Origin of the sequence: Nonomuraea sp. GTA35 (assembly GCF_041950525.1) — a bacterium.
Lineage (GTDB): Bacteria > Actinomycetota > Actinomycetes > Streptosporangiales > Streptosporangiaceae > Nonomuraea.
This window is the reverse complement of record NZ_JBGNUV010000016.1, coordinates 1-26,753: the sequence shown is the minus strand read 5'-3', so window position 1 is coordinate 26,753 and position 26,753 is coordinate 1. Positions and strand designations below refer to the sequence as shown.

Genomic DNA, 26,753 nt, shown 5'->3' with positions numbered 1-26,753 from the left:
TCGCATGGGGTTGTTACGTCTTGGTGGGGTGCTTCGTCGTAGTGGTGCAAGTATCCGAAGACGAAGGAGATCGAGATGGAAACCCGGATCAACCCCATGGTCAACGAGGTCGGGTCGAAGTGGGCCAAGTACATCATCTCGTCGAACAAGGTCATCACCGACTCGGCACTGCCGAAGGCGGTGCAGGAGTTGGTGAAGATCCGCGCCAGCCAGATCAACGGCTGCGGCGGCTGCCTCGACATGCACACCAAGGACGCCGCGGCCGCCGGCGAGAGCATGGTGCGGATCAACCTGGTCGGGGCATGGCGGGAGACGACCGTCTACACCGAGGCGGAGCGGGCGGCGCTGGAACTCACCGACCAGGGCACCCGCCTCGCCGACTCCAGCGGCGTCACCGATGAGGCGTGGGCGAACGCGGCGAAGCACTTCGACGAGGATCAGCTGATGGCCCTGGTGGCCCTGATCTGCACGATCAACGCCTTCAACCGGCTGAACGTGATCACGCGGACGCCCGGCGGCGAGTAGCAGCCCGGTCAGTTCGGCTGACGCGGACATTCCCCCCTCAGGATCGAGGGCGGACCCGGGACGACCCCGGGTCCGTTCGTCACCCCCGACATTGGGCCAAGGACAAAACTCATGAACATCGCACTATGGATCGTCGCCGGATTACTGGCCGCCGCCTTGCTGGTCAGCAGCGCCAAGCTGTTCGTGCCCAAGGAGAAGATAGCCGGCTTGGGCGCCGCAACCCGGTGGGTCGAAGACTTCAGCCCCGGCGCTCTCAAGACCATCGGAGGCCTCGAGCTCCTGGCCGCGGTGGGACTGATCCTGCCTGCCGTACTCGGCATCGCGCCGGTTCTCGTTCCGCTGGCCGCCACAGGCGCGGTGCTGCTGTTTGCCGGCGCGATCATCACGCGCCTCCGTCGTGGCGAGAGAGCAACGGCCGCGGGCGACGCGGTCTATCTCGCCCTGGCCGCTTTCGTGGCGTGGGGCCGCTTCTTCGGCCCGGAGTCCTTCATCGGCTGACGCCCTCGCGTGCGGGGTCGAGGCGGCAGTCGCCGACCCCGCACTCCGTCCCCGCGTGTGAGGTTCGTCGTCCGGGGACGTGGTCGGTGCTCGCAAGAAACGAAAACTCAAGGAGATCTCCACCATGATCCTGGTAACCGGTGCCAGCGGAAACGTCGGTTCCCACGTCGTCCGCCAACTCCTGGAGGAGGGTGAGAAGGTCCGCGTCATCACCCGCCACCCCAGCGGCCAGGCGTTCCCCGACCAGGTCGAAGTCGCGACCGGCGACCTGACCCAGCCGCAGACCCTGAGAGAGGCCCTGTCCGGCATCGAGCGGGCCTTGTTCCCCGTGCTCCAGGGGGTCGACGGATTCCTCGACGTGGCGAAGCGCGCCGGCCTGCGGCATGTCGTGATGCTGTCCTCGATATCCGTCACGTGGTCTGTGCCCGGCTGGGTCGGCGAGGCGCACCTGCGGCTCGAACGATCCGTCCAAGCGTCCGGGTTGCCGTGGACCTTCGTGCGGCCTGACGGGTTCACGACCAACGATCTGGTCTGGGCATCCCAGATCATCGACGGCGATGTCGTGCGCGGACGGTACGGCGACGCCGCGACGGCCCCGGTCGACCCGCGCGACATCGCCGCGGTCGCCGTCCGCAGCCTCCTCGACGGGCGCGCCGGCGAGGGGTACCCGGTGACCGGACCGCAGTCGCTGACCCAGATCGACCGCCTGCGCATCATCGCGGAGAGCATCGGGCGGCCGTTGCGGTGGCAGGAGCAATCCGAGGACTGGTTGCGGGACGAGATGGCCCGCCTCGGCATGCCCGCCCAGGGGATCGACGATTACGTCGATGCGCTCACCGCGAGAGTCGGCAAGACCGCGGAGGTCCTGCCGACGGTCGAACAAGTGACCGGCCGACCGCCCTTCACCTACGCACAATGGGTCGCCGACCACACCGCCGCCTTCGGAACGGCGTCGAGGAAACGATCCAGCCAGGCGACGTTGCCACCTGCCGCCACGCGGTGATCACGTTCGAGACGCGTGTCGGCCATCAGCCCGGCGATGTCGTTGGTGACCCGGGCCATCAGCCGATCCCGCTCGGCCTCATCCACCCGTCCAGGTTGTTCCTGAACGGCGGGCGCTGTCCAGCCCCGCCGCAGCCCCTGGGGTAGCTGATCACTTCCAGCACCCCAGGTTGGATCCCCTTCTCACGCAGACGTACTTGACCTGTGAGCCGTCCTGCGAGGCGTGGGTGTCGGCCTGCGCGGTGGGACGGTGGTCAAGACCGAAGCGGCGTCGGGGTTCAGGCTGACGCGGTGGGAGCCGTTTGGCTGTGGAGCAGGCCGCTGTGAGTGCTTGTTCGGCGCCGAGGCGGGTCTTCGTATCCCCTTGCCGTGATGGACTCGCCGCGAGTGTGCCGGACGCGGGCGGCGGCCAGGCCGTCCAGGGTGCACTCGCGGGGCCGGCGAATCAGTGGACGGCGCGCTCCCGGCGCGCTTCTCTGTGATCGTGCGAGTAACCATCGCTCTCGTGGTCGCCATCGGCTTCTTGACGCTGACGACCTTGGAGAGCCGCCGCTTGGCTTGGACCGTGGTAGCAGCGGCTGCTGTGGTGCTCGCCTTCTGGCTCTGGTCCGTGTGGGGACGGCGGCTGAGGGCTCCCGCGCGTAAGTGGCGGCGTCGGCTGCTGTACTCAGGCGTGGGACTGGCGAGCATCGTCTTGGCACTGCTCAACGGGCTGCCCGAGGTGGTCGAGCAGTGGGTCACTGGCGGAAGCACCGAGGAGCTCCAGCTGGGGTTCACCACGATGGCCTGGTGGGGGAGAATCGGCAAGGTGGTCGCGGCGTCGCGCACGGACGGCCGGCCGGGTCCGCGGTCGGCGGGGGCCTGGACCCGCGGTCGCTTGGCCAGCCGTGGCACCTTGGTGAAACGGCCGGTGTAGTAGGTCCCGCCGCCGGGACCGAGACCGGCAGGGAGAACCGGGTTCGACCTCATCAGCGGCGGCGTCGGCGATGGGGGTGCCCGGTCCGGCCGATTCCATGTGTTCAGGGAGGACGTGTTGGCAATGGCAGCCGTTCAGTCGCCGCTGATCGTCTATTGCTCGGCATCGCCACCGAGGTCGATGCCGCCGGCCAGCCAGCCACCATCGATGGTGAACACGCTGCCCGTGATGAACGACGCGCTCTCACCGGCCAGGAACGCGACCAGGTTGGCGACCTCCTCGCTGCGCCCCGGCCGGCCCAGCGGAAATCGGCCGGCGACGTCGAGCTCTTCGCCCATCTTCCGGGTGAGATCGTTGCTGGCGATGTATCCCGGGCAGATGGCGTTGACCCGGATACCGACCGGCCCCAGTTCCAGGGCAGCCGACTTGACCAATCCGAGCACCCCGTGCTTCGACGCCGCGTACGCCGCTGACATCCGAACACCGGTGAGCCCGGCGGCCGACGAGGTGACCACGACCGAGCCGCCACTCGCGTCGCGCATCGCCCGGCCCGCCGCCTGCAGACCGAGCAGCACACCACGCAGGTTCACCGCCATGGTGCGGTCCCACTCCTCCAGCGGGTAGTCCAGCACACCGGCCCAGTGCCCCGTCGCGGCGTTGAGGTGTGCGATGTGCACGGCGCCGTAACGGGCGACCGTCTCGCGCACCATCGCGTCGTTGTCCTCAGGCGATGCCACGTCAACCCGCATCGCGAACGCCTCGCCACCAGCGGTCACGATCTCCCCGGCCGTCCGCTCGACGTTCTCGAGCGTACGGCCGGCACAGCACACCCGGGCTCCCAGAGCCGCCAGCCTCGCCGCGGTCGCCGCGCCGATGCCGGACCCCGCTCCGGTCACGACCGCGACCATCCCGGCCAACGACCCCATTGCTTGCTCCGTCATGGTCATCAATTGCTTCCTTTCCTGATTCGGGATCGAGTCATCTGGTCGAACACGACGTCAGGGACGTCGGAGATCTCCAACACGGGCGGCAGAACCCCAAGATCACCAACCAAGTCGGTGCTGACGGCGCCGCGCCCCCTGCGCCGTGGTCTCGCCGTGGGGTGGTCGGTCAGCAGGACCACGATGCCGTCGTCGTCCTGGGCGAGCACGGCCGGCTCGGAAGGCACTGGCCGAAGCCGGCGCAGACCCCGGTGTCATGTCGGCTTGATCCGCATCATGTCCTCACCAGGTGACCGGGAGTTCGTGAACGCCGTAGATGACGGCGTCGGTCTTGAACGGCAGGTCCTGGACTGGTGCGGCGAGCTGCAGGGTGGGGATGCGGCGGAACAGCGTGTCGAAGACGATCTGCAGTTCCATCCTGGCCAGGTTCTGGCCCAGGCACTGGTGCGGGCCGAACCCGAAGGCGAGGTGGTGGCGGACTCCGCGCTCGACATCCAGGTCGGCCGGATTCTCAAACACCGCCGGGTCCCAGTTGGCCGACAGGCCCGAGACGATGACGCCCTGGCCGGCCTTGATCCTCACCCCGGCGATCTCCACGTCGTCAGTGGCCAGCCGGGAGGAGACCGTGTCGGTGATGGAGAAGTAGCGCAGCAGTTCCTCCACGGCCATGGGCGTCCTGCCCGGGTCGGCCTTGATCAGGGCCAGTTGCTCCGGATGGGAGAGCAGCCCGACCACACCGAGCGAGATCATGTTCGCCGTGGTCTCGTGCCCGGCGGTCAACAGCAGGAAGGCCAGGCTCACCAGGCCCGCGTGATCAAGGGTGCCCTCCTGGCGTTGCCGGGCGATCTGCCGGCTGAACAGGTCGTCGCCGGATTCGGACTCCTTGCGGGTGACCAGGTCGTCGAGGTAGGCGCGCAGTTCGGCGAAGGCCCGCTGGCGTTCCTCCGGCGAGGAGGTCCGGCGCACCGCCACGGCGGTGCGGCCCTGGAAGAAGTCATGATCGGTGTACGGCGCGCCGAGCAGTTCGCAGATCACCAGGGACGGCACCGGCAGGGACAGCGCCTGCACCAGGTCGACCGGCCGCTGGTCGGTGGCGAGCATGTCGTCGATGAAGTGGTCGACGATGTCCTGGATCCGCGGGCGCAGCGCGGCCAGCCGCTTCACGGTGAACTCGCCGATCACCGGACGGCGGGCAGCGGCGTGTTCGTTGCCGTCCATGCTGAGCATGTGCGGCGGCTGGCTGCGGAGCTGCCGCAGGGTGGCGGCATCGACGTTGAACAGCGGGAAGCCGTCCTTGCGCTTGTCGGAGGAGAAGCGGCGGTCGGCGAGAACGGCACGGCCTTCCTCATGCCCGGACACCCACCACACCTCGCCACCGTTGACCAGGCGGATCCTGTTGATCGGCGCCCTCTCGCGCAGTCGCTCGTAGGCGGCGGGCGGGGTGAACGGGCAGCCTCGCTCGACCGGTAGTTCCAGGTCGGAGAGTTCGCTGTCAACGCTCTTCGTCATGAATTGAGCTCCCAGTAACGGATCTGGCTGAGTTGTTGCGGTCCTTCAAGGCCGGCGTTCATGCGAGCGCCGCGCCGACCGCCGCCCTCGGGAGGGACAGCGATGGCTGCGAGAGGTGTCATCTCGGCCTTCGCGGGCTCGCCGGCACAAGCCGAGGGATGCGCGGTGGTCACCAGGCAACGGGGCCAAGCCGATCGGTGTGCTCCCGGACGAGCCGTACGGCGTCGGTCACCGACTCCTCCGAGGTCACGTCCAGCGGGACCACGACCACGTTCGCGCCGCCGTCGGTCAGCTTGCGGGCGGCTGCCCGTCCTCGCCCTTCGTCGCGCGAGCCGAGGAAGATGGCCCAGCCCTGTTCGCCGAGCCTCCGGGCCGCCTCGAAGCCAAGCCCCTTGTTGCCTCCGGTGATCAGCACCGAGGTTTGTTCCGAGTTGGTCATGCCCTCTGAGACGAGATCCCCCCAGGGGCTGTGACGCGGTGTGAGCGTCCTCACACGCGCGGGAAAGCTGTATCCCTCGGTCCGCCAGTCACCAGGTCAGGGTCGCTGCGTTCGGCACGACCTGCGGCCCCCTCTGGGGGATCCCGCTGAAGCCAGGACGCGCGAGGATTCGGGGATCTGTCACCGGCGGGGTCGTTGTCTCGTCTTGAGGGTGCACGCAATCCCCGATCAAGGAGTAGATGATGAACCTCACGCTGTGGATCGCTGCTGGGTTCCTGGCCGTGCTGGCGCTGAGCAGCGGCATCCAGAAGACGTTCGTGCCCAAGGACAAACTGGCTGCGTTCCATCAGAGGGCGCTCGCCTATGGCTGGACCGCAGACGCCGGTGTCGGCTTCCTCAAGACCCTGGGCGTCCTTGAGCTCCTGGCCGCGGCGGGCTTGATCCTGCCCGCCGCGCTCGGCATCGCACCGGTTCTGGTGCCGGTGACCGCGGTCTGCTGGCTCCTGCTGATGGTCGGCGCCGTGATCACCCACGCTCGACGCGGCGAATCCGTGTTCGTGCTGATGACCGTGATCTACCTCGCGATCGCGGCGTTCATCGCGTGGGGCCGCTTCTTCCTCGAGCCCTTCACCGGGTGACGGGCGGCGACACACGGTTCCCGATCTTCTGGACCGGTCCTGCGGAGGGGCGATGTCGACCATGGAGAGTGATGGTCACGCAAGTGTTCGTGGCAATCCTGCGCTGGTCCCGGCGCACGGGCTGGGGACCCTGGCACAGGTTCGCCCTGGGAGCTGCCGGCCTGGTCACCTACGCCTGGCACGGCTTCCCGCAGCCGCCGAGTTTCCCAGCGCCCGCGCATGTGGACCTCATTGGCAACGCCGTCTTCGCGCTGGCCGCCCTCGGGCTGCTCGCCTTTGTGATGGTACGGCTCCGCCGGCTTGACCTTTGACCAGGCCGAGCCCGTGGGTCGTGGCTTGAATGGCCCCAGGAGCCACGCTTGGTCGTGACTCGGTCTCAGATCGCGCCGCTGATGCGGTTCACGGCGGCTGCGACGCCGTCCTCGGCACGGACCGGCGCGGTGAGCGCGCGGGCCGCAGGGGCGCAGGCGGTCGCCGCCTCGATCGCGGCGGCCAGCCGGCCGGAAGCGAGACGGCCAGTGACGGGTGGCGGCGCGACGCCGAGATGGTGCAGGCGTCCGGCCCAGAACGGCTGGTCTCCCAGGAACGGGCGGACCACCTGGGGGACGCCGGCGCGCAGCGCGGCGGCCACCGTGCCGATGCCGCCGTGGTGCACGGCGACGGAGACACGCGGGAGCAGCCAGTCGTGCGAGGCCTCCTCGATCACCAGGACGCCGTCCGGCTCCGTGCCCGCCCGCAGGGCACCCCAGCCGGTGGCCAGGACGGCGCGGCGCCCGGTCAGCCGGACGGCCTCCAGCACCGTGGCGGTCAGCGTCTGCGGGTCTCCGCTGGAGGAGCTGCCGAAGCCGACGTAGATGGGCGGGTCGCCGTCGTCCAGGAAACGGGCCAGCCGCTCCCGCGGCGTCCAGCCGGCGGCGGGCATGGTCCAGAAGCCGATGGGGTGAGCGGAGGCGGGCCAGTCGGGAGGGGCCGGGAGCAGGTGCGGGCTCCAGGCGTGCAGGACGCCGCCCGCCTCGACCAGGTCGGCCACCGGCCGGAACCCGTCGCGCAGGCCCAGCGCCCCTACCCGCCAATCCCGCACCGTGCCGCGGTAGGGCGCCTCGACGGCCGAGGAGACGCGCCAACTCGCCCGGTTGAGCGCGCGTGGCCCCCGTACCGGAAGGATGGGGGAGGCGAAGGCGGCGGTGGGCAGGTAAAGCGGCAGCAGCAGCCCGGCCAGGGCCGGGACGCCGAGCTTCTCGGCGACGTGGGGGCCGCCGAGGGACTTGGGGTGGTAGACGACCACGTCGGCCTCGTGTGCGGTGAGTGCGGCCTGGTCGTCGAGCAGGCGGCGGAGCATCGGCTTGACCGCGCGGGCGGCGGTGATGGCGGCGCGTACGCCCTGCCCCTGAACCTTGTCCTGCAGCGCGAGCATCTCGTCGTTCAGCGGCGCGAAGTTCACCCCGCAGGCGGTGGCGAGCGGCTCGAAGCGCCGGGGCGCCGCCAGGAGCGGCCGGTGCCCGGCGGCCAGCAGCCCGCAGGCCAGGGCCAGGTACGGCTGGACGTCGCCGCGGCTCCCCACGGTGATCAGTAAGGGTCTCATCGCCGGTCCTTGAGCTCGTCCCACTCGTCCAGCAGGCGGGGGAAGCGATCCATCATGAACGCGTACATGTCGCGCATGAGCTCCAGCCGCCGCCGGCGCTCCGGATCGTCGCCCACCGCGCGCAGCCCCTGCTCGGCCAGGGCGCGGAAGCTCTCGAACTCGGTCATCTTCGCGCGGAAGGCGCGGGCGAAGACATCCTCGGCCAGCCGGTAGCGGTCGCGCCGTTCCCCGCGCACCCGGAACCTCTCGATCAGGCCCGCCTGCTCCAGTTGCCGCAGCGCGACGCTCATGCTGCTCTTGGCCACGGCCAGCGCCTCGGCCAGCTCGGGCGCGTCCGCGCCAGAGGTGTCGGCGGTCAGCAACCACCCCATGACGCGACCCGACGTGCGGCTCAGCCCGAGCCGCTCGTAGAAGAGCCCCGCGTCCTCCACGAACTCATCAACGCTCACACGCCGAGTCTATCGGTTTGTTCGGATAGGTCCGAACGGTTCGGCCAGCAGCAATATCTAGATATGGGAAGCAATATTGAGATATTGTTCGGGTCGTGAATCGGGAGAGACCGCTGGACGACCTCACCGCCCGCGCCCGCATCAGGGACGCGGCACTGGCCCAGTTCGCCGAGCACGGGGTCAAGGCCGCCAGGCTCCAGGACATCGCCCGCGCCGCCGGCGTCTCGGTCGGCCTGGTGCAGCACCACTACGGCACCAAGGACGGGCTGCGCGACGCCTGCGACTCCTACGTGCTGGAACAGCTCGTCCAGCGCGCCAAGGACGAGGAGGCCAATCCCGACCCGGGCGGCCTGGCCGCCCTGTACGAGGGCGGCGAACTGATGGTGCGCTACCTGGCACGCGCCCTGGCGGACGGCTCACCGGCGGCGGAGGCGTTCTTCGCGGGCGCGATGCGGGTCACCGAGAAGTTCCTCACCGCCACCTGGCCCGACCGCTTCCCCGAAGGCTCGGCCAAGGCGCGCGACGCCGCCGCCGTGATGAGCGCGATGCACGCCGGCACGATCGTCCTGCACCCCTACCTGAGCCGCCGCATGGGCGTGGACGTGCTGGCCCGCGAGCACGCGACCGCCATCGGCACCGCCATGGCCGAGGTGTACGCCGCCATGGGCGACTTCGCCCGGTCCGAGGCAGGGCGCCACCTGACCGAGGAGCACGGCGATGACTGACCCGATCGAGATCACCGGCCTGGTCAAGACCTACGGAAGGACCCGCGCGCTGGACGGCCTGGACCTCACCGTGACTCCAGGCGAGGTGCACGGCTTCCTCGGCCCGAACGGCGCCGGGAAGACCACCACGTTACGCGTCCTGCTCGGGCTGTTGCGCGCCGACGCCGGGCGCGTCCGGCTGCTCGGCGGCGACCCGTGGCGGCAGGCCGTCGAGCTGCACCGCAGGCTCGCCTACGTGCCGGGCGACGTCACGCTGTGGCCGAACCTGACCGGGGGAGAGGTGATCGACGTGCTGGCCAGGCTGCGCGGCGGCGTCGCCCCCACGCGGCGGGCGGAGCTGATCGAGCGGTTCGCGGTCGACCCCGGCAAGAAGACACGCACCTATTCCAAGGGCAACCGGCAGAAGGTCGCCCTGATCGCGGCCTTCGCCTGCGACGCCGAGCTGCTGCTCCTGGACGAGCCGACCTCCGGACTCGACCCGCTGATGGAGGCCGTCTTCCGCGACTGCGTGGCGCAGGCCAAGGCCGGCGGCCGGACGGTGCTGCTGTCCAGCCACATCCTGTCGGAGGTGGAGGCGCTGTGCGACCGGGTGTCCATCATCCGCGCCGGACGTACCGTCGAGACCGGCACCCTGACCGAGCTGCGGCATCTCACCCGTACCTCCATCACTGCCACCCTGCCAGGGCCGCCCGACGGGCTGGCCGCCCTGCCCGGGTGCACGAGCTGACCACGACGGCGGACGGCCGGGTGCGCTGCCAGGTCGACAGCGCCGGGCTGGCCGGGGTGCTGGCCCGGTTGGCCGTCCTTGGCGTCCGCGACCTGACCGCGCAGCCACCCACGCTGGAGGAACTGTTCCTGCGTCACTACGAGACAAGCGCGGCGGCCTGAGATGGCGGGGACGGGCGCGCTGATCCGGCTGATCCTGCGACGCGATCGGATCTGGCTGGCCCTGTGGGTGGTGCTCATCGCAGCCTTCGTGTACGGCACCGTCAGCACGATCGGCACCCTGATGCCCACCGAGGGAGCACGCCGCGAGTACGCCCGGCAGATCGCCGCCAACCCCGCGGTGCTCCTCATCCAGGGCCCGGCGTACGGCCTCAGCGTGGGAGCCATCGCCGCCCAGCAGCGCGCAGCCGCCACCATGATCTTCGCCGCCATCGGCAGCGTGCTGTTCCTGGTCCGCCACACCCGTTCGGATGAGGAGGCCGGTCGGCGCGACCTGATCGGCGCCGCGCCGGTCGGCAGGCACGCGCCGCTGACCGCCGCGCTGGCGGTGGTCCTCACGGCCGATGCGCTTGTGGCCGTGCTGATCACCGCCGTGCTGGCGGGCGCGGGCATGCCGGTCGCCGGCTCGCTGGCGTGGGGCCTGATCGCGGCCTGCGGGGGATGGACGGCCGCCGGGATGGCGGCAGTGGCCGTGCGGGTGACGCCGGGCGCACGTCCGGCCGGGCTCGGCGCGATCGGCCTGTTCTTCGCCCTGTACCTGCTGCGGGGCGTGTCCGACGTGGCCGCGCCCTGGCTCCGGTGGGCGGTGCCGACCGGCTGGCTGCTGCGCTCCCGGCCGTTCGCCGGCGAGCGGTGGTGGGTGTTCGTCCTGGCTGCGGCTTCGGCTGTGGTGCTGATCGCGCTGGCGTACCGGCTGGCCGGGCGGCGGGACGTGGGCGCCGGGCTGCTGCCCGAACGGGCAGGGCCGGTCGCCGCGGCCGGGTGGTTGGGCACGCCACTGGCGCTCGCCTGGCGGACGCAGTGGGGCGCGGCGGTCGCGTGGCTGGTCGCGGCCGTGCTGTTCGGGTTGGCGCTCGGCTTCGGCGGGCGGGAGGCGGTGGCGGAGTTCGGGGGCAGCGCGGGGCTGGCGGCATGGGCGGCCCGCATGGGCGCCGAGGCCGATCCGGCCCGACCGGACGGCTGCGCTGGGCCGCCGGGCACCTGCTGATCGCCCTCGCCGTGCCCGCCGCCCTGCTGACCGTCGTCGGCCTGCTGTGCGGGCTCGGCTCCGGCGACGTTGGCGGCCTGCTCGCGCTCACTCTGCCGCTGCTGCCGGCCGTCTGGGTCGTCACCGGCGTCACGGTCTGCGCCTACGGGTTGCTCGGCCGGGCCGGAGCGGTCGCCGTCTGGACGGGGTTCGGCCTGGTGGTGGCGCTGGAGTTCGGCTGGGAGATCGGCCTGGTCACGGACGCGGCCTTCCGGCTCTCGCCCTTCGCCCACGTCCACTACTCGGCCCTGGCGGACCCTGGGCCTGCCACCGCCGCCGTGCTCACCGTCGTGGCAGGGGCTTTCACCGCCTTGGGGCTGACCGCCCTCGGCCGCCGGGACATCGGGTAGGCGGGATGGCCTGCCTTCCCGGGACCGCCGCCGTGGTCTGGTAGCGGGGCGCCCGTCACGAATGCGTCTGTCGCCTTGGCAGCGCCCCTGTTAGGGTGGGCGCGGTGCGCCGGGAAGTCTGGTCGGCAAGATCGTGCAAGCTGATCCGACCGGAAGGCCGTTCCATGACGACCCCCACACGGCGCCCCTGATGGGCGTGCTGCTGACCGCGTTCGCGTGCGTGCTCCTGCTGGCCGTGCTGCTGTCCAGCCTGGCCCACCGCACCATCCTGTCCACCGCCGCGCTGTTCCTCGTCGCCGGGTTCGTGCTGGGCGACGGCGTGCTCGGCGTCGTCTCGCTGCGGCCCGGCGACGATCTGGTGGCCGCGCTGGCCGAGCTGGCGCTGTTCACCGTGTTGTTCACCGACGGCATGCGGGTCGGCTGGGCCGAGCTGCGCAGCGCCTGGCGGCTGCCCGGCCGGGCGCTCGGCTGGGGCCTGCCGCTGACGCTGGCCATCACCGCCGTCGGGGCGCACTACCTGCTCGGGCTGGGCTGGATCGAGGCGCTGCTGATCGGCGCCATTCTCGCGCCCACCGACCCGGTGTTCGCCGCCGCGCTGGTCGGCAACGAGAAGGTGCCGCCCCGGCTGCGGCAACTGCTCAACGTCGAATCCGGCGTCAACGACGGCCTGGCGCTGCCGTTCGTCATCCTCTTCCTCGCGGTCGCGGCCGGCTCCGACGACCTGCACCTGGGCGAGCTGGGCCTGGAGCTGGGGCTCGGCATCGTCATCGGGGTCGCCATCCCCTGGGTGGCGATCAAGCTGGAGCAGACCCGCTGGTTCGCCGCCTCCACCCCGTACGAGCCGCTCAACGCCCTGGCCATCGGCCTGCTCGTGCTGGCCGTCGGCAAGGCCACGCACGGCAACCTGTTCCTGGCCGCGTTCTCCGCCGGGATCACCGTGGCCACCTTCGGGCCGCGCCAGCGCGAGTCGTTCGAGCACTTCGGCGAGCTGATCGCCGAGGTGTTCAAGCTCGCCGCGCTGCTGGTGTTCGGCGCGCTCATCACCCCGGCCCTGCTCGGCTCGGTCGGCTGGCAAGGGTGGCTGTTCGCGGTACTCGCGCTGATCGTGGCCCGGCCTGTGGCGATCTGGCTGTCGTTCCTGCGCTCGGGGCTGAGCGTGCGCGAGCAGGCGGCCGTGGCGTGGTTCGGGCCCAAGGGGTTCGCCTCCGTGGTCTACGGGCTGCTGGTGCTGGGCTCCGGCATCGCCGCCGCCGTGCCGGTGTTCCAGCTCGTCGCCGTGACCATCGTGCTGTCGATCCTGCTGCACTCCTCCACCGACATCGTGGTGGCCCGCTGGTTCGACGACGAGCGGGAGGTCCCGGCCTGGTACGGCAGCGTCACCCGCAAGATCCGCCGGCAGGAACGACCATCCCCGTGACGCGAGGAGGCGCCGTGGCGTCCACTGCCCACGCTCATCCCGAGCGGGCCGCCGCCGTCGTGAGCCTGCCGCCGGGGCCGGTGGAGTATCGCCTGGAGGGCGACGGGCCCACGACGGTCGTGGTGTTCCACGGCGGCCACATGCGGGCGGGGCTGTCGTTGGGCGAGGAGGTCTTCGCCGACGCCGGCTGCACGGTGCTGGTCCCCTCGCGTCCCGGATATGGGCGAACGCCACTGACCACCGGCACCACGGCGGCCGGCTTCGCCGATGCCACCGCCCAGCTGTGCCAGGTTCTGGGTATCGCCCGCCTCGCCGCGGTCGTGGGGATCTCGGCCGGCGGACGTACCGCGCTGAGCATGGCCGCCCGCCACCCGCACCTGGTCGAGCGGGTCATCCTGCAAAGCGTGGTCGGGTTCCTGCCCTGGCCCGAACGGCTGACCCGGCTGGGCGGCCGGGCGGTGTTCAACGGCCGGGTGGAGGCCGGTACCTGGGCGATCCTGCGGCTCCTGCTCCGCGCGGCACCCTCGTCCGGGTTACGCCTGCTCCTCCATGATCTGTCGGTCCTGCCCGCACGCCACGTGCTGCGAAATTTGTCCACCGCTGAACGCAGCCTGCTCGTCGGCCTGTTCAGCTCGATGCGCTCGGGTCGCGGCTTCGTCGCCGACATGCTCCCCGTGCCGGACTGCGCCGCGCAGGTCAGCCAGCCCGCACTGGTCATCGCGACCCGCCACGACCGGTCGGTGTCCTTCGCTCATGCCGAGTCCCTGGTCGCGGCGATGCCGAGAGCCGAACTGGTGGTCAGCCAGGCCGACAGCCACATGATCTGGTTCGGCCCCGACTATCCCCGCGTTGCCGCGCGGATCGTCGATTTCCTCGCGGCAGGGTGAGGGCTGGCGTGAAGGAGGCAACCACAGCGAAGGTAGCGCCTTCGATGCGCTGAGCACGGGCTCGGCAGCATCTGCTCCCATGGCAAGGCTGGCCGCATCAGGCGTGTGTTGTCGGCTCCGGCAGGCGCGGTGGCCGCCACCGCCAGGTGGCGTTGCCGTCGGCCGCGATCCCCTTGCGCCACAGTGGTGCGGGCATGAGCCGGATCATGGTGACCAGGGCACGGTGCGCCGCCGCGGACGTGGTGCGGCGCCCGTCCGCGCGGGCGCCCCGGGCGGTGGCCTGGGTACGGGGCCGTCGCTCGGTGTCGTAGCGGGCCAGTGCGGCGTCTATACCGGCCTCGGCGTGGAGGGCGGCGGCGAGCACGACCGCGTCCTCGATGGACTGCCCGGCGCCCTGGCCGCGGTCGGGGCTCATCGCGTGGGCGGCGTCGCCCAGCAGCGCCACCCGGCCGCGGACATACGTGGGCAGCGGGTCCAGGTCACGGATGTCGATGTGGATCACGGCCTCGTCCGGGGTGGCCGCGATCAGGTCCGGGATGGGGTGGTGCCAGGCCGCCAGGCGGCCGGCCACCTCCGCCTTCTCCTGCGCGTAGCGCCGGTCCGGCCGGTCGGCGGTCGTGACGAAGGCCCAGTAGGCGCGGCCGCGGCTGATCGGGTGGATGAGGAAGTAGCCTCCTGGGCCCATGGTGACGCTGCCGTCCAGCCCGTCGGGCGGCGTCGTGTCGTTGCCGGGCGAGGCCGCGGAACCGCCGGGGATTCCGCTGGGGTCCGTGACGCCGAGCCAGGCGGTGCGGCCCAGGAAGCGGGGCGGCGGCGCGTCCGGCCACAATGCGCGGCGTACGGCGCTGCGGATGCCGTCCGCGCCGATCACCAGGTCCGCGCTCGCCTGGCCGCCGTCCCAGGTGACCGTCACGCCGCGGTCGTCCTGGCGCAGGCCGGTGACCTCCGTACCGGTGCGGACCCAACCGGCGGGCACCGCCTCCAGCAGCAGCCCGTGCAGGTCGGCGCGGTGGAAGGCGAGCAGCGGCGTCGCGTCGCCCCGGCGGGCACGCTGCAGGTGGCGGCCATCGGGCAGGCGCAGGTTGCCGGCCGAGTAGGAGGGCACGCCTCTGGCGCGTGCCTGCTCGCCGACGCCGAGCTCGTCCAGGGCCCGCAGCGCGTTCGGGGCCTGCGACATGCCGGCGCCGATCTCGCCCAGCGCGGGGGCCCGTTCCAGCACGGTGGCCTGCCAGCCGATCCGCCGCAGGGCGACGGCCGTGGCCAGGCCGCCGATGCCGCCGCCGACCACGATCGCGTGCCCGCTCATGCGTCCTCTCCGGGCAGTGGCGCGTTCTGGAACACCTTGGCCATCCATTCGAAGGTGGTGTGCGCCTGGCGGATGCGGGCGGCCCGGTCGTCGCCGGGGCCGACCAGGTCCAGGCCCTCGCGGGTGATGTCGAGGAACGAGGTGAGACCGGCGATCTGCTTGCGCACCACGACCGCCCAGGCGTCCTCGGCCATCCGGTAGTAGACGGTGCGCTCGCCCGGCCGCGTACGCGAGGTGAGGAACCCCATGCTGGACAGCAGCCGCAGGTTGGAGGTCAGCGAGGCGCGGCTGGCGCCGATGGCCTGGCTGATCTGCCCCGCGGACTGCTCCGGCGGATCGCACACCATCAGCCAGCCGAGCACCCGCCCGGCGATCGGCGGCACCCCGTCACGGGCCAGGTACATGGCGACCCGCTCCACCCATTCCAGCAGTGGATCCTGTTCCGTCATGCCGCCGAAGCCCCCTCTTGCAGTTGTTTCAGTATAAGCTAAAATAGCTGTACCACATCAGAGGTGAGCCGGGAAGCCTGGTCGGCCCGCGTCGCCGGTCGGCGCGGAGAAGTGGAGGACTTCCCGATGACCTCTCGTGCTCTCGCGGCGCTGCTCGGCAGTGGCATCGTTGCCGGGGTGCTGGTGCCGGTGCTGCTCTGGGCCGACGGCGCCACCCGGCCCGGCTACAGCCTGTGGCACCACGGCGCCAGCCAGCTCGGCACCGGCGAGCGCGCCTGGCTGCAGGCGATCAACTTCGTGCTCGGCGGACTGCTGCTGGCCGCCTTCGCCCTCGGGGCGCGGCACGTTCTGCGGCGGGGGCGCGGCGCCACGTGGGGGCCGATCCTGCTCGCCACCGCGGCTGCGGGGCTCGTCGTGGCCGGGCTGGTACCCACCGACCCGGCTCTGGGCTACCCGCCCGGGCAGGCGAACACCGTCACCGCGAGCGGCCGCATCCACCAGGTGGCCGGCTTCCTGCTCTTCGCCGGGCTCAGCGGCGCCGCGTTCACCCTGGCCGGGCGGCTGGGCGAGACCAGTCGCCGATGGATGGTCCGCTCCCGGCTGGCCGGTGCCCTCGTCATCGTCCTCGCCTTCGCCGCCGGCATCGCCTACCGCCTCGACACGCTCGGAATCTGGCAGCCGGCTCCCGCGGGCCTGCTCGAACATCTCTCCCTGCTGACCGGCTTCGGCTGGATCGTCGCCGTCGGCGTGCATCTGATGCGCCGCCACGTGGCGAACACTGCTGCGGCCGGCAGGACCGGCTGACGAACCGGGCCGCGACCACGATCACGGTGCCGGCCGGTACAGCCCCACCTGCCGGTAGACGGCCTTGAGGAAGTCCAGCATCCCGGTGGCGTCCGGCGGGTTCGGCTGCAGGACGCGCCAGGTCACCGCGCCGGCCATCATGTCGATCAGCACGTCGAGGTCGGCGTCGGCGGCCACGGTGCCCTCCTGCTGGGCGCGCCGCAGGAGGGCAGCGGCCAGCTCCCGGCGCGGCAGGACGTGATGCTTCCAGTAGACGGCCATCAGCTCGGGATGGCTGACTGCCGAACCCATCATCCGGGCGACCAGAGCGCGGAAAGCCGAGCTCGCGGTCATCTCCGCCGCCGCCTCGATGACGCCTTCGACGAGCTGCTGGGGGTCGAGTTCCTTGATGTCGCCGGGGGAGGGGACGAGGTCGGCGCTGACCGTCTGCTCGACCGCCTGGGCGATCAGGTCCTCCTTGGTGCTCCAGCGGCGGTAGACGGTGAGCTTGCCCACGCCGGCCCGCTTGGCGATCTGCTCCATGCTGGTGCCCTCGACTCCGCGCTCGATGAACAGCTCCAGCGCGGCGCGCAGGATCGAGGCGTCGGTCTCGGGGTCGCGGGGGCGTCCGCGTCCTCGGCGGTCGGTCAAGCGAGTGCTCCGTCCAGCCAGCCGATGGGGTCGCCCTTGCAGGCCAGGTGGGCGTCCGGGCGTACGAGCACAGCGGGCAGCACCTCCACCGGGCGGAGGTGGACGACGTGCTCGCCGAGCCGCCGGCGGGCGGCCTCGAACAGGTCACGGTCGCCTACGGCTACCCAGCGGCCGCGCAGCTCGGCATGCAGCCGGGTGCGAGTGCCGTCGGGGCGCTCGCAGGCAAGGTCGGGGATGCGGTCGCCGGGCCGCGGCCGGCCACCGCGCCCGCCGAGCGGGCCCCGCCGGTAGCTGACCCACAGCTGGGAGGTGGTGTAGGTGGCCCAGCGCTGCAGCACGGGCAGGTTGAACACCGGCACCATGACGCGGTCGCGCAGGAACCGGCCGACGGGCCCGGAGGCGATGTTCATCCTGGTGGCGGCGGTGCTGCCGCGCAGGACCTGCGTGGCCAGCGGGCGGCGCTCGGCCTCGTAGGTGTCCAGGAGCCGCTCGCCCGCCAGCCCGCCGATGACGAGGGCCAGCTTCCAGGCGAGGTTCTCCGCGTCGCCGATGCCGGTGAGCATGCCCTGCCCGCCGAACGGGGCGTGCGCGTGCGCGGCGTCCCCGGCCAGCAGGATCCGGCCCTGACGGTAGGTGTCGGCCAGCCGGCGGTGCACGCTGAACAACGACGCCCAGGACGCCTCCAGCAGCCGGCCGCCGATCCCGCTGGTACGTTCGGGCAGGATACGGCGCATCCGCTCGACGATCTGTTCCTCGGTGGGCTTGTCGTGGCGGAAGGCGGGGTCGTAGGCGAGCAGCCGCCACTGGTCGCCAGGCATGGGCATGGCGCCCAGCATGCCTTCCGGGTGCACCCAGCCGCTGGTGCCGGAGCGGTCGAGCGTGGTGTCCAGGGTGGCGTCAACCAGCAGAAAGCGTTCGCTGACCTTGACGCCGGGAAAGCCGATGCCGGCGAGCTTGCGTACGGTGCTGCCGGTCCCGTCACAGCCGACCAGCCAGCGCGTCCGCACGGTGCGGCCGTCGCCCAGCACCGCGGTGACACCGTCGGCGTTCTGGTCGACGCTCACCAGGGCGGAGCCCCATTCCGGCCGCCCACCCAGCTCGGCCAGCCGGTCGCGCAGCCGCGTCTCGACGCGGGCCTGGGAGATGACCATCGGGGGAGCGGCAGTGTGCAGGCCGGGGTCGCCGAACCGGATGCGCATCATCGGGCGGTCGCCGGCGTAGGTGGTGATGGTCATCGCCCGAACCGATTCCTCGGGCAGGCCGGTGAGCGCGTCCAGCCGGTCGAGCACCTCCGAGCCGCGCGCGTGCACGAAGTTGGCCCGGGACGTGGTGGCCGGGCCTGGAGCCCGGTCGATCACCCGTACGGAGACGCCATGCTGGAGCAGCGCGCACGCCAAGGACAGTCCCACCGGCCCAGCCCCAGCGATGAGAACGTCGGGTTCCACGGTGCACCCCACATTGTTTACGGTACGGTCTCGTAAACAATTTAGCTGCAGACTGCTGAGGCGTCCAGCGACTGCAGCAGAACCTCAATGCCTCGCCATCAAGAAGTCGTAAGAGGAGGCAAGAACGAAGCGGGCAAGCTGCTGGCCGCGTTTTTCACCGCCGTCATGCCGCGGACGGCGGGCTTCAACAGCATCGACATCGCCGGCATGTACCCCACCAGCTGGCTGGCCACCGACCTGCTGATGGTCCTGACCCCGCACATCCTGGACCGGGCGCTGTTCGAGGTCGTCTCGGCGTTCGGCACGGTCGGCCTGTCCACCGGCATCACCGCTCGGCCGGTCTGATCGGCAAGCAGCAGAATCGAGAGGTCAGGGTAGTTCGGCGAAGCGTTCGATGCGGTCGGGCTGGCCGGAGATGATGATCATGTCGTCGTAGGTCAGCTCGGTGTCCGCGGTGGCATAGGTGAAACCCTCGTCCGTACGTTTGACCGCCACGACCGTGAGGCCGTATTTGCTGCGCAGACGGGAGTCGCCGAGCGCGATGCCGACGAAGTCCCGGGGAGGACGGATCTTGGCCATCGCGAAGTTCTCGTCGACCTCCATGTAATCGAGCAACCGGCCGCTGACCAGCCGAGCAACACGCTCGCCCATGTCATGTTCGGGGAATACGACATGCCGGACGCCGATACGGCGCAGGATCTCACCGTGCTGCTTGCTGACGGCCTTCGCCCAGATGTCGTCGATCTCAAGCTCCACCAGGAGCGAGGCGGTGAGGATGCTGGCCTGGATGTCGCTGCCGATGGCGCACACCGCGCGGCGGAAGTCGGGAACCCCGAGCTGTCGTAACGCGTCCAGGTCGGTGGAGTCGGCGACGGCGACCTGGGTGATCTGCCCGGTATAGCTCTGCACGAGCTTGGGCCGATGATCGATGGCGAGTACCTCGGTGCCGCGCCGGGTCAACTCCAGGGCGAGCGCGCTGCCGAAGCGGCCCAGTCCGATGACCACGACCGCGTCGTGCTGCTCGATGTCAGTCAACGATCTCACGCTCCTTCGGTGGCGAGCTGGGCGGTAGAACCAGCGCCGGCATCGACCGGGACCGAGTGCCGGAGTCCAGGGGAACACGGCCTCACAGGTAGCGCAGCCACAGGTACGGCGTGCACAACGCGATCGTCACCACGGTCACGACGAGGCCGTACCGGGTGAACTGCCAGAAGCTGATCGGGGTGCCGTTGCGGGCGGCGATGCCCAGGACGACCACGTTGGCCGCGGCTCCGACGGCGGTGGCGTTGCCGCCGAGGTCGGCGCCGAAGGCCAGGGCCCACCAGAGCACCTGGGCGTGCTCGTTGCCGCCGTTGGCCTGGACGAGGTCGGCGACGATGGGGCTCATGGTGGCCACGTACGGGATGTTGTCCACGATCGCCGACAGCCCGCCCGACGCCCACAGCAGCAGCATCGTGGCGAACCCCAGCTGCCCCTGGGTGGCCTCGGCCGCCGCCTTGGAGATCTGCGGGATCACCCCCGTCTCCACCAGGGAGCCGACCATGACGAACAGCCCGGCGAAGAACACCAGCGTCGGCCACTCGACCTCGCGGATCGACTCCTCCGCGGTGACCCTGGTCGCGGCCACCAGCACCCCGGCGCCCAGCACGGCGACCACCGACGGCTCGTAGTGCAGCACCGGATGCAGCACGAACGCCGCCATGACCAACGCCAGCACGACCATCGACTGCCACAGCAGCCGCCGGTCGGCGATGGCTTCCCGTTCGTTCAGTGCCATGACCTCCGCCGCCCGTTCCGGGTCGTAGACGAAGGACTTGCGGAACAGGAAACGGCACATGCCGACAAATACGATCATCAGCACGACGACCATCGGCGCCATGTGGGCGAGGAAGTCGTTGAAGCTCAGCCCGCCCCGGCTGGCGATGATGATGTTCGGCGGGTCACCGACCAGGGTGGCGGCGCCGCCGATGTTCGAGGCCATCGCTTCGGCGATGAGGAACGGCGCCGCCGGCAGCGCCAGCCGCTCGCACACCAGGAACGTCACCGGCGCGATCAGCAGCACCGTGGTGACATTGTCCAGCAGCGCCGAGGCCAGCGCGGTGATCACCACCAGCAGCACCATCAGCCGATACGGCCGGCCCCTGGCACGCTTGGCCGCCCAGATCGCCAGATATTCGAAGACGCCGGTCTGTTTCAGCACCCCGACGATGACCATCATGCCCAGCAGCAGGAAGATGACGTTCCAGTCGATGCCGGTCTCTTCGGAGAAGAACGCGGCTTCGGCGTCGGTGGCGTGGATGAGCAGCATGATCCCGGCCCCGCCGAGCGCCGCCGCGACGCGGTGGATCTTCTCGCTGGCGATCAGCGCGTAGGCGCCGAGGAAGACCGCCACCGCCACCCAGGCAGTGACCGTCACGCGGACACCGCCCGGTCCAGCAGCGCCTGCAGCGTCACGGCGCCGATGAGCCGCCCGCCGTCCACCAGCGGGCTGCGCGTTCGGGCCATCAACGCAGCCATCTCGAGCAGCGTGGCATCGGGATCGGTGATGGGAAGCTCCCGGGGCCGTGGCGGCAGCGCCTCGCGCACCGTCCGGTCGGCCAACGACCGCAGGAACCGGTCGGCGTGCTCCTCGTCCACCACCCGCGCCAGCGCAGGATCTTCCTGGCAGTAGTCCGGCACCGCCAGGCGCAGCACCTGCGTGCCGGGCAGGACGCTCAAAGGCATCCCCTGCTCGTCGACCACGATCAGCCCGGGCAACCGCTGCTGGGCCAGTAGACGTGCCGCCGCCGCAATGGATGTGTCCAGGGTAACGGTCGGAAAATCGGTGACCAGGTCGCGCGCACGCATCAGGAAGCCTCGCTCGGGAACGACGACAGCAACTCGCCGACCAGACTTCCCGGCACACCTGCCGACAACGTATCAGCAACCGCCTGCACCGGGCTGCTCGCCCTTGCCCATGGCGGATGTACCGCCCCTGTGGCACTCGAACAGGCAGGAGCAGGCAGGACCAACAGGGCTGACTGGCTGCGGCCGAGGCGCGTGCCGGCCGCCGAGGGTAATCCCGGCGGTAGCTGATGGCGGCCATGCTCGCCACGGCGGCCGGGGCCACGGCCGTGCTCGATGGGTGATCAGGGCGGCGAGCGCACAGCGTGAGGACCAACGCGGGAAGCCTGAGACCGAACGCCACCGCAGTGAATCCGACCAGGTCCGCCGAAGCGCCCGTCTTCGTGCCGATTCCGAAGGCGCTCATCTCCAGCAGGCCCGCGCCCCCCTGCTACGCCCCAGGCTGCCGGTGACTCGCGCCGCCTCGCGCTCCAGCCATGACGACGCTGACTTGCGCGACCCCGGCCGCGTGGATCTCGGAGGCCTCAGACCCGGGCGTCCATGAACACGAAGCGAACGCGGATCTCACGCTCGTCCAGGTCGACTACGCTCGCGGGCCCACGTGCTCGATCCCCGCCGCTTCGCTCCGCCGCACCTTCGCCAGGCATCCCAAGGAGAGAACTCAAGCCCATCAGCCGCCCTGCACGTCACGCCGCTGAAAGGTCGCCGTCCCCGCCAGCAGGAGCACGGCTGTGACGAAGCCGAGCCAAAGCAGCGGTCCGGCATCCACCGGCTGGCCCAGCGCCCGCGGCACGTGGGCGAAGGGGGACAGGTTTCGCACCCAGTCGTCCAGCTGGAGCAGCTCGCCGAGCTGGCCGAGCAGGGCGAAGGCCACCAGCGCCGCCCACGCGAGCACGGTCAGCCGGGGCAGCAGCCCGAACAGCAGCATCGCGATCCCCGCCAGCGTCCACGTGGCCGGCACCTGGACCAGCGCCGCGCCGAGCATGCGGACGCCCTGCCCGACCGGCTCGTCGATCCTGAAACCGTGTGCGATCCCGGCGGTCAACCCGCCCGCCGCGAGGACCACGGCGCTGCCACCGAGCGCCGCGCCCAGATGGCTGAGACTCCAACGCCGGCGGGCCACGGCCGTGGCCAGGACGGGTTCGGCCCGGAGCGCCGACTCCTCGTCCCGCAACCGCAGCGTGGCCTGAACGGCATAAGCTCCCGCGACCAAGCCGAGCAGGCCCATTTCGGCGGACAGGAACGTGTCGGTCAGCGCTCCCGCGCCGCCCATCGCCGCCAAGATGGCGGCCAGCTGCGGATTGTCACCGGCGATGTCGCCGACGCTGTGGGCCAGCGCGCCGAACAGCAGGCCCACGACGGCGAAGCCGACGCTCCAGCCGAGCAGGCTGCCGCGCTGCAGCCGCCACGCCAGGGCCATCGGGCTTCTCAGATACGGTGCGGCATCCGGAACGCCCGGGCGCGCGGGCACGAGTCCCGAGCCGAGGTCTCGCCGCCTGGCCAGCAGCGCCGCCCCGGCTACCAGCGCCGCGCCGGCGACGGCGAACAGAGTGATCAGCCACCATCGCTCGTCGGCGAACGCCCGCACCCGCTGCGCCCAGCCCAGGGGAGACATCCACGCGAGCGTTTCCACCTTCGCAGCGTCGCCGAGGGCGCGCAGGAGGAAGGCCACGCCAAGGACGGCGGCGGCGATGGCGTTGGCGGTCCTGGCATGCGCCGTGAGCTGGGCGGTGAGGACCGCGACCCCGGTGAACACCCAGCCCGTGCCGCCCACCGCCAGGCCGAAGGCGAGCGCACCGGGCAGGGGGAGCCCCTGCCCGGCCAGGCTCACCGTGATCAGCAACGCCATGAGCATGTTCGCGCCCGCGGCCAGGAGCACCGCCGCGGCAGGCACCGCCTGGCGGCCGACCGCGCATGCGCCGATCAGCTCGGCCCGGCCGGTCTCCTCTTCGGCCCGCGTGTGCCGGGTCACCGTCAACATGCTCATCAAGGCGGCCAGCACCGAGGTCATCGTGGTGGCTCGCCACGCGGTCAGCCCCCCGACCGAGGCCGCGTCGAAGACCGGCCCGGTGAGCGCTTGCAGCGCGGGCGCCGCGCCGATCGTGACGCCCAGCGCGATGCGCTGGCCCGCGTGCGGGTACAGCTCGGCGATGGCCGCGGCGCTGGCGGCGATGACGCCGACGATCACGGTGATCCAGGCGGGCAGCAGGATGCGGTCGCGGCGCAGCGCCAGCCGCAGCAACGTCAGCGTGCCGGTCATGCCGCGACCTGGTAGTGCCGCAGGAACAGCTCCTCCAAGGTGGCCGGTTGGCAGGTCAGCGTGCGCACGCCCGAGTCGGTGAGCACGCGCAGCACTGTCTGGAGGTGCTCGCCGTCGACCTGGAAGCGCACGCACGGGCCGTCGACGACCAGATCGTGCACACCCGCCAGGCCGGTCAGGCCGTCAGGGCCGCGTTCCAGTTCGGCGCTGATCGTGGTACGGGTGAGATGGCGTAGCTCGGCCAGGGTGCCGGTCTCCGCCGTCCGCCCGTCTCGGATGATCGTGACCTGGTCGCAGAGCGCCTCGACCTCGGACAGGACATGGCTGGACAGCAGCACGGTCCGCCCGCGGGCGCGTTCTTCGCCGATGACCTCACGGAACGCGGCCTCCATCAGCGGGTCCAGGCCTGAAGTGGGTTCGTCGAGCAGCAGCAGCTCGACGTCCGAGGCCAGCGCGGCGATCAACGCCACCTTCTGGCGGTTGCCCTTGGAGTAGGCGCGGCCCTTCCTGCTGGGGTCGAGGTCGAAGCGCTCCAGCAGCGCCGCCTTGCGCCGCCGATCGAGCCCGCCGCGTAACCGGCCGAGCAGGTCGATGGCCTCGCCGCCGGACAGGGCAGGCCACAGCACGACGTCGCCGGGCACGTACGCCAGCCGCCGGTGCAGCTCGACCGCGTCCCGCCACGGGTCGCCGCCGAGCAGTTCGGCGCGACCGGAGTCGGCCCGCAGCAGGCCGAGCAGGATCCGTAGCGTGGTGGTCTTGCCCGAGCCGTTCGGGCCGAGAAAGCCGTGCACCTCGCCGGCCTGCACGGTGAGATCGAACCCGTCCAGGGCACGGACCTTGCCGAAGTGTTTGGTCAAGCCGCTGATGAGGACGGCAGGAAGGTCCGCCATGAGGCGCCTCCATGAGGCTGGTCCGATATGACATTGCCGACCAGACTTCCCGGCGCTCCACGAGCGACAGTAACAGCGTTACTGACGCTCCGCCAGACGGGCCGGCCTTGACCACGGCCCTCTATGACGCTCAGCACCAGCCCCAACCGGCGAACCCACCAAACCCCGGGCACACCAGAGTCTCCACCGACCCCGGAGCGGTTCAGCTCAGCCCACCAGGGCTGCGGCCTCGTCAGCCGAGGATCACCTTCTCCTCGGGCAGTTCGTAACGGCGGGTGCGTTGTTTCAGGGCGAGCGCCGAGCCCAGGGTGAGCGGGCCGATGCGGCCGATGAACATCAGCACGCTCAAGAGCACGTGCCCGGCCAGTGAGGTGTCGGCGGTGATGCCGGTGGACAGGCCGTTGGTGGCGAAGGCTGAGATCACCTCGAACAGCACCTGGTCGAGGCTGTGTGAGGTGATGATGAGCAGCAGCCAGGTGGAGATCGCCACCAGGATGACTCCGAGCAGGCTGATGGACAGCGCCTGACGCTGGCTGGCCGAGGGCAGCCGCCGATGGCCGATGTTGACCTGGTGCTCGCCCCGCATCTCGGACCAGATGATGAAGAGCAGGAAGCCGAACGTGGTGACCTTGATGCCGCCCGCGGTTCCCGCGCTACCGCCGCCGATGAACATCAGCACGTCGGTGACCAGCCAGGAGGAGGGGTACATCTGGCTGATGTCGACGGTGTTGAAGCCGCCGGAGCGCGGCATGACGGCTGCGAAGAAGGCGGCCAGCAGCTTGTGGGAGTCGTCCAGGGGCCCCATCGTGGCCGGATTGCGCCACTCGGTCATCAGGAACGCGAGGGTGCCGGCGCCGAGGAGTAAGGCGCTCACGCCGACGGTGATGCGGGTCAGTATCGACCAGCGGCGCGGGTGGCGCCAGGTGCGCAGCAGCTCGAAGACGACGGGATAACCAAGGCCGCCGACGATGACTGCCAGGGCGATGGTGAGGCAGATCCACGGATCGGTGACGAAACGCATCAGATTGTCTGGCCAGAGCGCGAAGCCGGCGTTGTTGAACGCTGATACCCCGTGGAAGACGCCGAGGTAGAGGGCCCGGCTCAGCGGCTCACCGTACCCGGTGACGAAGCGTACGGCGAGGACGGCGGCGATGGCCGCCTCGCAGATCAGGCTGAACGTCACCACCTTGCGCAGCACGTGACGCAGGTCGGCCGCCACCACCGACTTGGTCTCCAACTGGGCGGACAACCTGGCCCGCAGGCCGATCCGGCCGGCGATGATGACCATGATCAGCGTGGCGAGCGTCATGATGCCCAGCCCACCTGCCTGGATGAGCATGAGGATCACCACCTCACCGAACACCGACCAGTGCGTCTCGGCGTCGACCACGACCAGGCCGGTCACGCAGACGGCGGAGGTGGCGGTGAACAGCGCGGTGAGCCAGTGGGAGGTGTCTCCCTCCGTCGTAGCGAGCGGGGTGCCGAGCAGCAGTGTCCCGATCAGCACTGCCGAGCCGAACCCGACCGCGATGACCACGGCCGGATGCCGGCCGCGCCCCGGCACTGCCGGCTGACGCCGTTTCACTGGGTTCCCTGGCAACGCAGCTCGCCGGGCAAGCTGGAACCACCGTCATCCATCGCGGAGCCTCCGTTCAGTCGCGCGGCTGTAGACCTCGCCGACCAGACTTCCCCCTCTCTGTCAGACTGCTGTGATACATGGGATATATGAGTCCTTTTGATGCGAAGCAGGGCGAGACGGGACGATTGAGACAGTGACGATGACCCTCGCCGACCAGGCCGCCATGACGGGGCAAGATGGTCGGATGACCGATGAGCAGCCGGCCCGACCCAAGCGGCGGACGTTCACCAAGGCATACAAGGCGCGGATCCTCGCGGCCTTCGACGCGCTGCCTGAAGGGAGCCCCGAGCGAGGTGCCCTGCTGCGCAAGGAACGGCTGTATCACTCCCACATCGAGCACTGGAGAAAGCAGGCCGAGAACGGAACCCTGGCCACCTCCACCGGCAAGCCGAAAAAGGACGCCGAATCGGAGGAACTGGCGCGGCTGCGGGCCGAGAACAAGAAGCTCAAGGCCGACACCGCAAGGCTGGAGTCCCGCAATGAGAAACTCTCCGGCGAGCTGGGCAAGACCAAAACCGCGTTGGACATCGCGGGAAAAGCATTCGCGCTGCTTCAGGACATCTCAAGCAGCGCGGACTCCGACGAGAGGTGAACCGGGTCCTGGATGAGTATTTCCCGGCCCTGGAGAAGTCGGTC

28 protein-coding genes and 2 pseudogenes are annotated in these 26,753 nt (G+C 70.7%); 15 read left to right on the top strand and 15 right to left on the bottom strand.

Annotation, left to right across the window (positions count from 1 at the left end):
• Nucleotides 1–75 precede the first annotated feature (75 nt).
• From ACBJ32_RS47680 to ACBJ32_RS47665, 4 genes are all read left to right on the top strand, one after another.
• On the top strand, nucleotides 76–525 hold the full coding sequence (locus ACBJ32_RS47680; RefSeq protein ID WP_375132524.1) for a carboxymuconolactone decarboxylase family protein: 450 nt from the start codon (nucleotides 76–78) through the stop codon (nucleotides 523–525).
• A 111-nt stretch (nucleotides 526–636) separates the two neighbouring features.
• The gene (locus tag ACBJ32_RS47675; protein WP_375132523.1) at nucleotides 637–1,023 is read left to right on the top strand and encodes a DoxX family protein; all 387 of its coding nucleotides are present in this window, start codon (nucleotides 637–639) and stop codon (nucleotides 1,021–1,023) included.
• Nucleotides 1,024–1,102: 79 nt separating this feature from the next.
• Nucleotides 1,103–2,026 carry an NAD(P)H-binding protein gene (locus tag ACBJ32_RS47670; RefSeq protein WP_375132522.1) on the top strand — a complete coding sequence of 308 codons (924 nt, stop codon included), beginning with the start codon at nucleotides 1,103–1,105 and terminating at the stop codon, nucleotides 2,024–2,026.
• 504 nt (nucleotides 2,027–2,530) lie between these two features.
• A complete protein-coding gene (locus tag ACBJ32_RS47665) occupies nucleotides 2,531–2,941 on the top strand; it encodes a hypothetical protein (RefSeq protein WP_375132521.1) in 411 nt (136 codons plus the stop codon).
• A gap of 152 nt (nucleotides 2,942–3,093) precedes the next feature.
• Here ACBJ32_RS47665 and ACBJ32_RS47660 read toward each other — a convergent pair whose 3' ends face one another.
• The 3 genes from ACBJ32_RS47660 to ACBJ32_RS47650 form a co-directional block, all read right to left on the bottom strand.
• Nucleotides 3,094–3,888: an SDR family NAD(P)-dependent oxidoreductase gene (locus ACBJ32_RS47660; protein ID WP_375132520.1), complete on the bottom strand. Its 795-nt coding sequence runs from the start codon at nucleotides 3,886–3,888 to the stop codon at nucleotides 3,094–3,096.
• 276 nt (nucleotides 3,889–4,164) lie between these two features.
• Complete coding sequence (locus tag ACBJ32_RS47655; protein WP_375132519.1) at nucleotides 4,165–5,391, bottom strand: cytochrome P450; 1,227 nt, start codon at nucleotides 5,389–5,391, stop codon at nucleotides 4,165–4,167.
• A gap of 169 nt (nucleotides 5,392–5,560) precedes the next feature.
• Nucleotides 5,561–5,830, bottom strand: coding sequence for an SDR family NAD(P)-dependent oxidoreductase (locus tag ACBJ32_RS47650; protein WP_375132518.1), 270 nt, complete (start codon nucleotides 5,828–5,830; stop codon nucleotides 5,561–5,563).
• Nucleotides 5,831–6,072: 242 nt separating this feature from the next.
• On the opposite strand from ACBJ32_RS47650, the gene ACBJ32_RS47645 reads away from it, so the two are divergent.
• Entirely contained in the window at nucleotides 6,073–6,468 is a 396-nt protein-coding gene (locus ACBJ32_RS47645) for a DoxX family protein (protein ID WP_375132517.1), read from the top strand.
• Nucleotides 6,469–6,539: 71 nt separating this feature from the next.
• A complete protein-coding gene (locus tag ACBJ32_RS47640; protein ID WP_375132516.1) occupies nucleotides 6,540–6,779 on the top strand; it encodes a hypothetical protein in 240 nt (79 codons plus the stop codon).
• Between the two features lie 65 nt (nucleotides 6,780–6,844).
• Here ACBJ32_RS47640 and ACBJ32_RS47635 read toward each other — a convergent pair whose 3' ends face one another.
• Both ACBJ32_RS47635 and ACBJ32_RS47630 read right to left on the bottom strand, forming a co-directional pair.
• Complete coding sequence (locus ACBJ32_RS47635) at nucleotides 6,845–8,050, bottom strand: glycosyltransferase (RefSeq protein WP_375132515.1); 1,206 nt, start codon at nucleotides 8,048–8,050, stop codon at nucleotides 6,845–6,847.
• Entirely contained in the window at nucleotides 8,047–8,499 is a 453-nt protein-coding gene (locus tag ACBJ32_RS47630) for a MarR family transcriptional regulator (protein WP_357884853.1), read from the bottom strand. The genes ACBJ32_RS47635 and ACBJ32_RS47630 overlap by 4 nt, the downstream gene beginning before the upstream one ends.
• Before the next feature lie 95 nt (nucleotides 8,500–8,594).
• On the opposite strand from ACBJ32_RS47630, the gene ACBJ32_RS47625 reads away from it, so the two are divergent.
• The 6 genes and pseudogenes from ACBJ32_RS47625 (at nucleotide 8,595) to ACBJ32_RS47600 (ending at nucleotide 13,850) form a co-directional block, all read left to right on the top strand.
• Nucleotides 8,595–9,224: a TetR/AcrR family transcriptional regulator gene (locus ACBJ32_RS47625; protein WP_375132514.1), complete on the top strand. Its 630-nt coding sequence runs from the start codon at nucleotides 8,595–8,597 to the stop codon at nucleotides 9,222–9,224.
• Nucleotides 9,217–10,112, top strand: a pseudogene (locus ACBJ32_RS47620) (ATP-binding cassette domain-containing protein). Before ACBJ32_RS47625 ends, ACBJ32_RS47620 begins: the two are co-directional and overlap by 8 nt.
• A 1-nt stretch (nucleotide 10,113) precedes the next feature.
• The gene (locus tag ACBJ32_RS47615; RefSeq protein ID WP_375132513.1) at nucleotides 10,114–11,157 is read left to right on the top strand and encodes a hypothetical protein; all 1,044 of its coding nucleotides are present in this window, start codon (nucleotides 10,114–10,116) and stop codon (nucleotides 11,155–11,157) included.
• A complete protein-coding gene (locus ACBJ32_RS47610; protein ID WP_375132512.1) occupies nucleotides 11,082–11,546 on the top strand; it encodes a hypothetical protein in 465 nt (154 codons plus the stop codon). Before ACBJ32_RS47615 ends, ACBJ32_RS47610 begins: the two co-directional genes overlap by 76 nt.
• Nucleotides 11,547–11,736: 190 nt before the next feature.
• Nucleotides 11,737–12,963 carry a cation:proton antiporter gene (locus tag ACBJ32_RS47605; RefSeq protein ID WP_375132511.1) on the top strand — a complete coding sequence of 409 codons (1,227 nt, stop codon included), beginning with the start codon at nucleotides 11,737–11,739 and terminating at the stop codon, nucleotides 12,961–12,963.
• 14 nt (nucleotides 12,964–12,977) lie between these two features.
• Entirely contained in the window at nucleotides 12,978–13,850 is an 873-nt protein-coding gene (locus tag ACBJ32_RS47600; protein WP_375132510.1) for an alpha/beta fold hydrolase, read from the top strand.
• Nucleotides 13,851–13,947: 97 nt separating this feature from the next.
• Here the strand turns inward: ACBJ32_RS47600 and ACBJ32_RS47595 are convergent, their stop codons facing one another.
• Nucleotides 13,948–15,156, bottom strand: a complete 1,209-nt coding sequence (locus tag ACBJ32_RS47595; protein ID WP_375132509.1) for an FAD-dependent monooxygenase — start codon at nucleotides 15,154–15,156, stop codon at nucleotides 13,948–13,950.
• Complete coding sequence (locus ACBJ32_RS47590) at nucleotides 15,153–15,605, bottom strand: GbsR/MarR family transcriptional regulator (RefSeq protein ID WP_375132508.1); 453 nt, start codon at nucleotides 15,603–15,605, stop codon at nucleotides 15,153–15,155. Before ACBJ32_RS47590 ends, ACBJ32_RS47595 begins: the two co-directional genes overlap by 4 nt.
• A 126-nt stretch (nucleotides 15,606–15,731) precedes the next feature.
• On the opposite strand from ACBJ32_RS47590, the gene ACBJ32_RS47585 reads away from it, so the two are divergent.
• Nucleotides 15,732–16,409, top strand: coding sequence for a DUF998 domain-containing protein (locus ACBJ32_RS47585; protein ID WP_375132507.1), 678 nt, complete (start codon nucleotides 15,732–15,734; stop codon nucleotides 16,407–16,409).
• Nucleotides 16,410–16,430: 21 nt separating this feature from the next.
• On the opposite strand, the gene ACBJ32_RS47580 is transcribed toward ACBJ32_RS47585, so the two are convergent.
• Entirely contained in the window at nucleotides 16,431–17,039 is a 609-nt protein-coding gene (locus ACBJ32_RS47580; RefSeq protein WP_375132506.1) for a TetR/AcrR family transcriptional regulator, read from the bottom strand.
• Entirely contained in the window at nucleotides 17,036–18,484 is a 1,449-nt protein-coding gene (locus ACBJ32_RS47575) for an FAD-dependent oxidoreductase (RefSeq protein ID WP_375132505.1), read from the bottom strand. The genes ACBJ32_RS47580 and ACBJ32_RS47575 overlap by 4 nt, the downstream gene beginning before the upstream one ends.
• Before the next feature lie 114 nt (nucleotides 18,485–18,598).
• Between ACBJ32_RS47575 and ACBJ32_RS47570 the strand changes: the two are divergent.
• Nucleotides 18,599–18,817 (top strand): annotated as a pseudogene (locus tag ACBJ32_RS47570) (TrkH family potassium uptake protein); the annotation flags it as partial.
• Nucleotides 18,818–18,853: 36 nt separating this feature from the next.
• Here the strand turns inward: ACBJ32_RS47570 and ACBJ32_RS47565 are convergent.
• The 6 genes from ACBJ32_RS47565 to ACBJ32_RS47540 all read right to left on the bottom strand — a co-directional run bounded on the left by ACBJ32_RS47565 (nucleotide 18,854) and on the right by ACBJ32_RS47540 (nucleotide 26,063).
• A complete protein-coding gene (locus ACBJ32_RS47565) occupies nucleotides 18,854–19,519 on the bottom strand; it encodes a potassium channel family protein (protein WP_375132504.1) in 666 nt (221 codons plus the stop codon).
• 91 nt (nucleotides 19,520–19,610) lie between these two features.
• Entirely contained in the window at nucleotides 19,611–20,900 is a 1,290-nt protein-coding gene (locus ACBJ32_RS47560; protein WP_375132503.1) for an ArsB/NhaD family transporter, read from the bottom strand.
• Nucleotides 20,897–21,331: a CBS domain-containing protein gene (locus ACBJ32_RS47555; protein WP_375132502.1), complete on the bottom strand. Its 435-nt coding sequence runs from the start codon at nucleotides 21,329–21,331 to the stop codon at nucleotides 20,897–20,899. The genes ACBJ32_RS47560 and ACBJ32_RS47555 overlap by 4 nt, the downstream gene beginning before the upstream one ends.
• A 667-nt stretch (nucleotides 21,332–21,998) precedes the next feature.
• Nucleotides 21,999–23,588 carry an ABC transporter permease gene (locus ACBJ32_RS47550; protein ID WP_375132501.1) on the bottom strand — a complete coding sequence of 530 codons (1,590 nt, stop codon included), beginning with the start codon at nucleotides 23,586–23,588 and terminating at the stop codon, nucleotides 21,999–22,001.
• The gene (locus ACBJ32_RS47545) at nucleotides 23,585–24,478 is read right to left on the bottom strand and encodes an ATP-binding cassette domain-containing protein (protein WP_375132500.1); all 894 of its coding nucleotides are present in this window, start codon (nucleotides 24,476–24,478) and stop codon (nucleotides 23,585–23,587) included. The genes ACBJ32_RS47550 and ACBJ32_RS47545 overlap by 4 nt, the downstream gene beginning before the upstream one ends.
• 232 nt (nucleotides 24,479–24,710) lie before the next feature.
• Nucleotides 24,711–26,063, bottom strand: coding sequence for a TrkH family potassium uptake protein (locus ACBJ32_RS47540; RefSeq protein WP_375132499.1), 1,353 nt, complete (start codon nucleotides 26,061–26,063; stop codon nucleotides 24,711–24,713).
• A 187-nt stretch (nucleotides 26,064–26,250) separates the two neighbouring features.
• On the opposite strand from ACBJ32_RS47540, the gene ACBJ32_RS47535 reads away from it, so the two are divergent.
• Nucleotides 26,251–26,709: a transposase gene (locus ACBJ32_RS47535; RefSeq protein ID WP_375132498.1), complete on the top strand. Its 459-nt coding sequence runs from the start codon at nucleotides 26,251–26,253 to the stop codon at nucleotides 26,707–26,709.
• The last annotated feature ends 44 nt before the right edge of the window (nucleotides 26,710–26,753 follow it).

Bases quoted from the DNA above. Each gene is read 5' to 3' on its own strand.
- ACBJ32_RS47545 (WP_375132500.1), bottom strand. From the start codon at position 24,478: ATGGCGGACCTTCCTGCCGTCCTCATCAGCGGCTTGACCAAACACTTC.
- ACBJ32_RS47610 (WP_375132512.1), top strand. From the start codon at position 11,082: ATGGGCGGCCCGCATGGGCGCCGAGGCCGATCCGGCCCGACCGGACGG.
- ACBJ32_RS47585 (WP_375132507.1), top strand. From the start codon at position 15,732: ATGACCTCTCGTGCTCTCGCGGCGCTGCTCGGCAGTGGCATCGTTGCC.
- ACBJ32_RS47660 (WP_375132520.1), bottom strand. From the start codon at position 3,888: ATGACCATGACGGAGCAAGCAATGGGGTCGTTGGCCGGGATGGTCGCG.
- ACBJ32_RS47635 (WP_375132515.1), bottom strand. From the start codon at position 8,050: ATGAGACCCTTACTGATCACCGTGGGGAGCCGCGGCGACGTCCAGCCG.
- ACBJ32_RS47550 (WP_375132501.1), bottom strand. From the start codon at position 23,588: ATGACCGGCACGCTGACGTTGCTGCGGCTGGCGCTGCGCCGCGACCGC.
- ACBJ32_RS47675 (WP_375132523.1), top strand. From the start codon at position 637: ATGAACATCGCACTATGGATCGTCGCCGGATTACTGGCCGCCGCCTTG.
- ACBJ32_RS47615 (WP_375132513.1), top strand. From the start codon at position 10,114: ATGGCGGGGACGGGCGCGCTGATCCGGCTGATCCTGCGACGCGATCGG.
- ACBJ32_RS47680 (WP_375132524.1), top strand. From the start codon at position 76: ATGGAAACCCGGATCAACCCCATGGTCAACGAGGTCGGGTCGAAGTGG.
- ACBJ32_RS47650 (WP_375132518.1), bottom strand. From the start codon at position 5,830: ATGACCAACTCGGAACAAACCTCGGTGCTGATCACCGGAGGCAACAAG.
- ACBJ32_RS47555 (WP_375132502.1), bottom strand. From the start codon at position 21,331: ATGCGTGCGCGCGACCTGGTCACCGATTTTCCGACCGTTACCCTGGAC.
- ACBJ32_RS47605 (WP_375132511.1), top strand. From the start codon at position 11,737: ATGGGCGTGCTGCTGACCGCGTTCGCGTGCGTGCTCCTGCTGGCCGTG.
- ACBJ32_RS47640 (WP_375132516.1), top strand. From the start codon at position 6,540: ATGGTCACGCAAGTGTTCGTGGCAATCCTGCGCTGGTCCCGGCGCACG.
- ACBJ32_RS47590 (WP_375132508.1), bottom strand. From the start codon at position 15,605: ATGACGGAACAGGATCCACTGCTGGAATGGGTGGAGCGGGTCGCCATG.
- ACBJ32_RS47645 (WP_375132517.1), top strand. From the start codon at position 6,073: ATGAACCTCACGCTGTGGATCGCTGCTGGGTTCCTGGCCGTGCTGGCG.
- ACBJ32_RS47655 (WP_375132519.1), bottom strand. From the start codon at position 5,391: ATGACGAAGAGCGTTGACAGCGAACTCTCCGACCTGGAACTACCGGTC.
- ACBJ32_RS47595 (WP_375132509.1), bottom strand. From the start codon at position 15,156: ATGAGCGGGCACGCGATCGTGGTCGGCGGCGGCATCGGCGGCCTGGCC.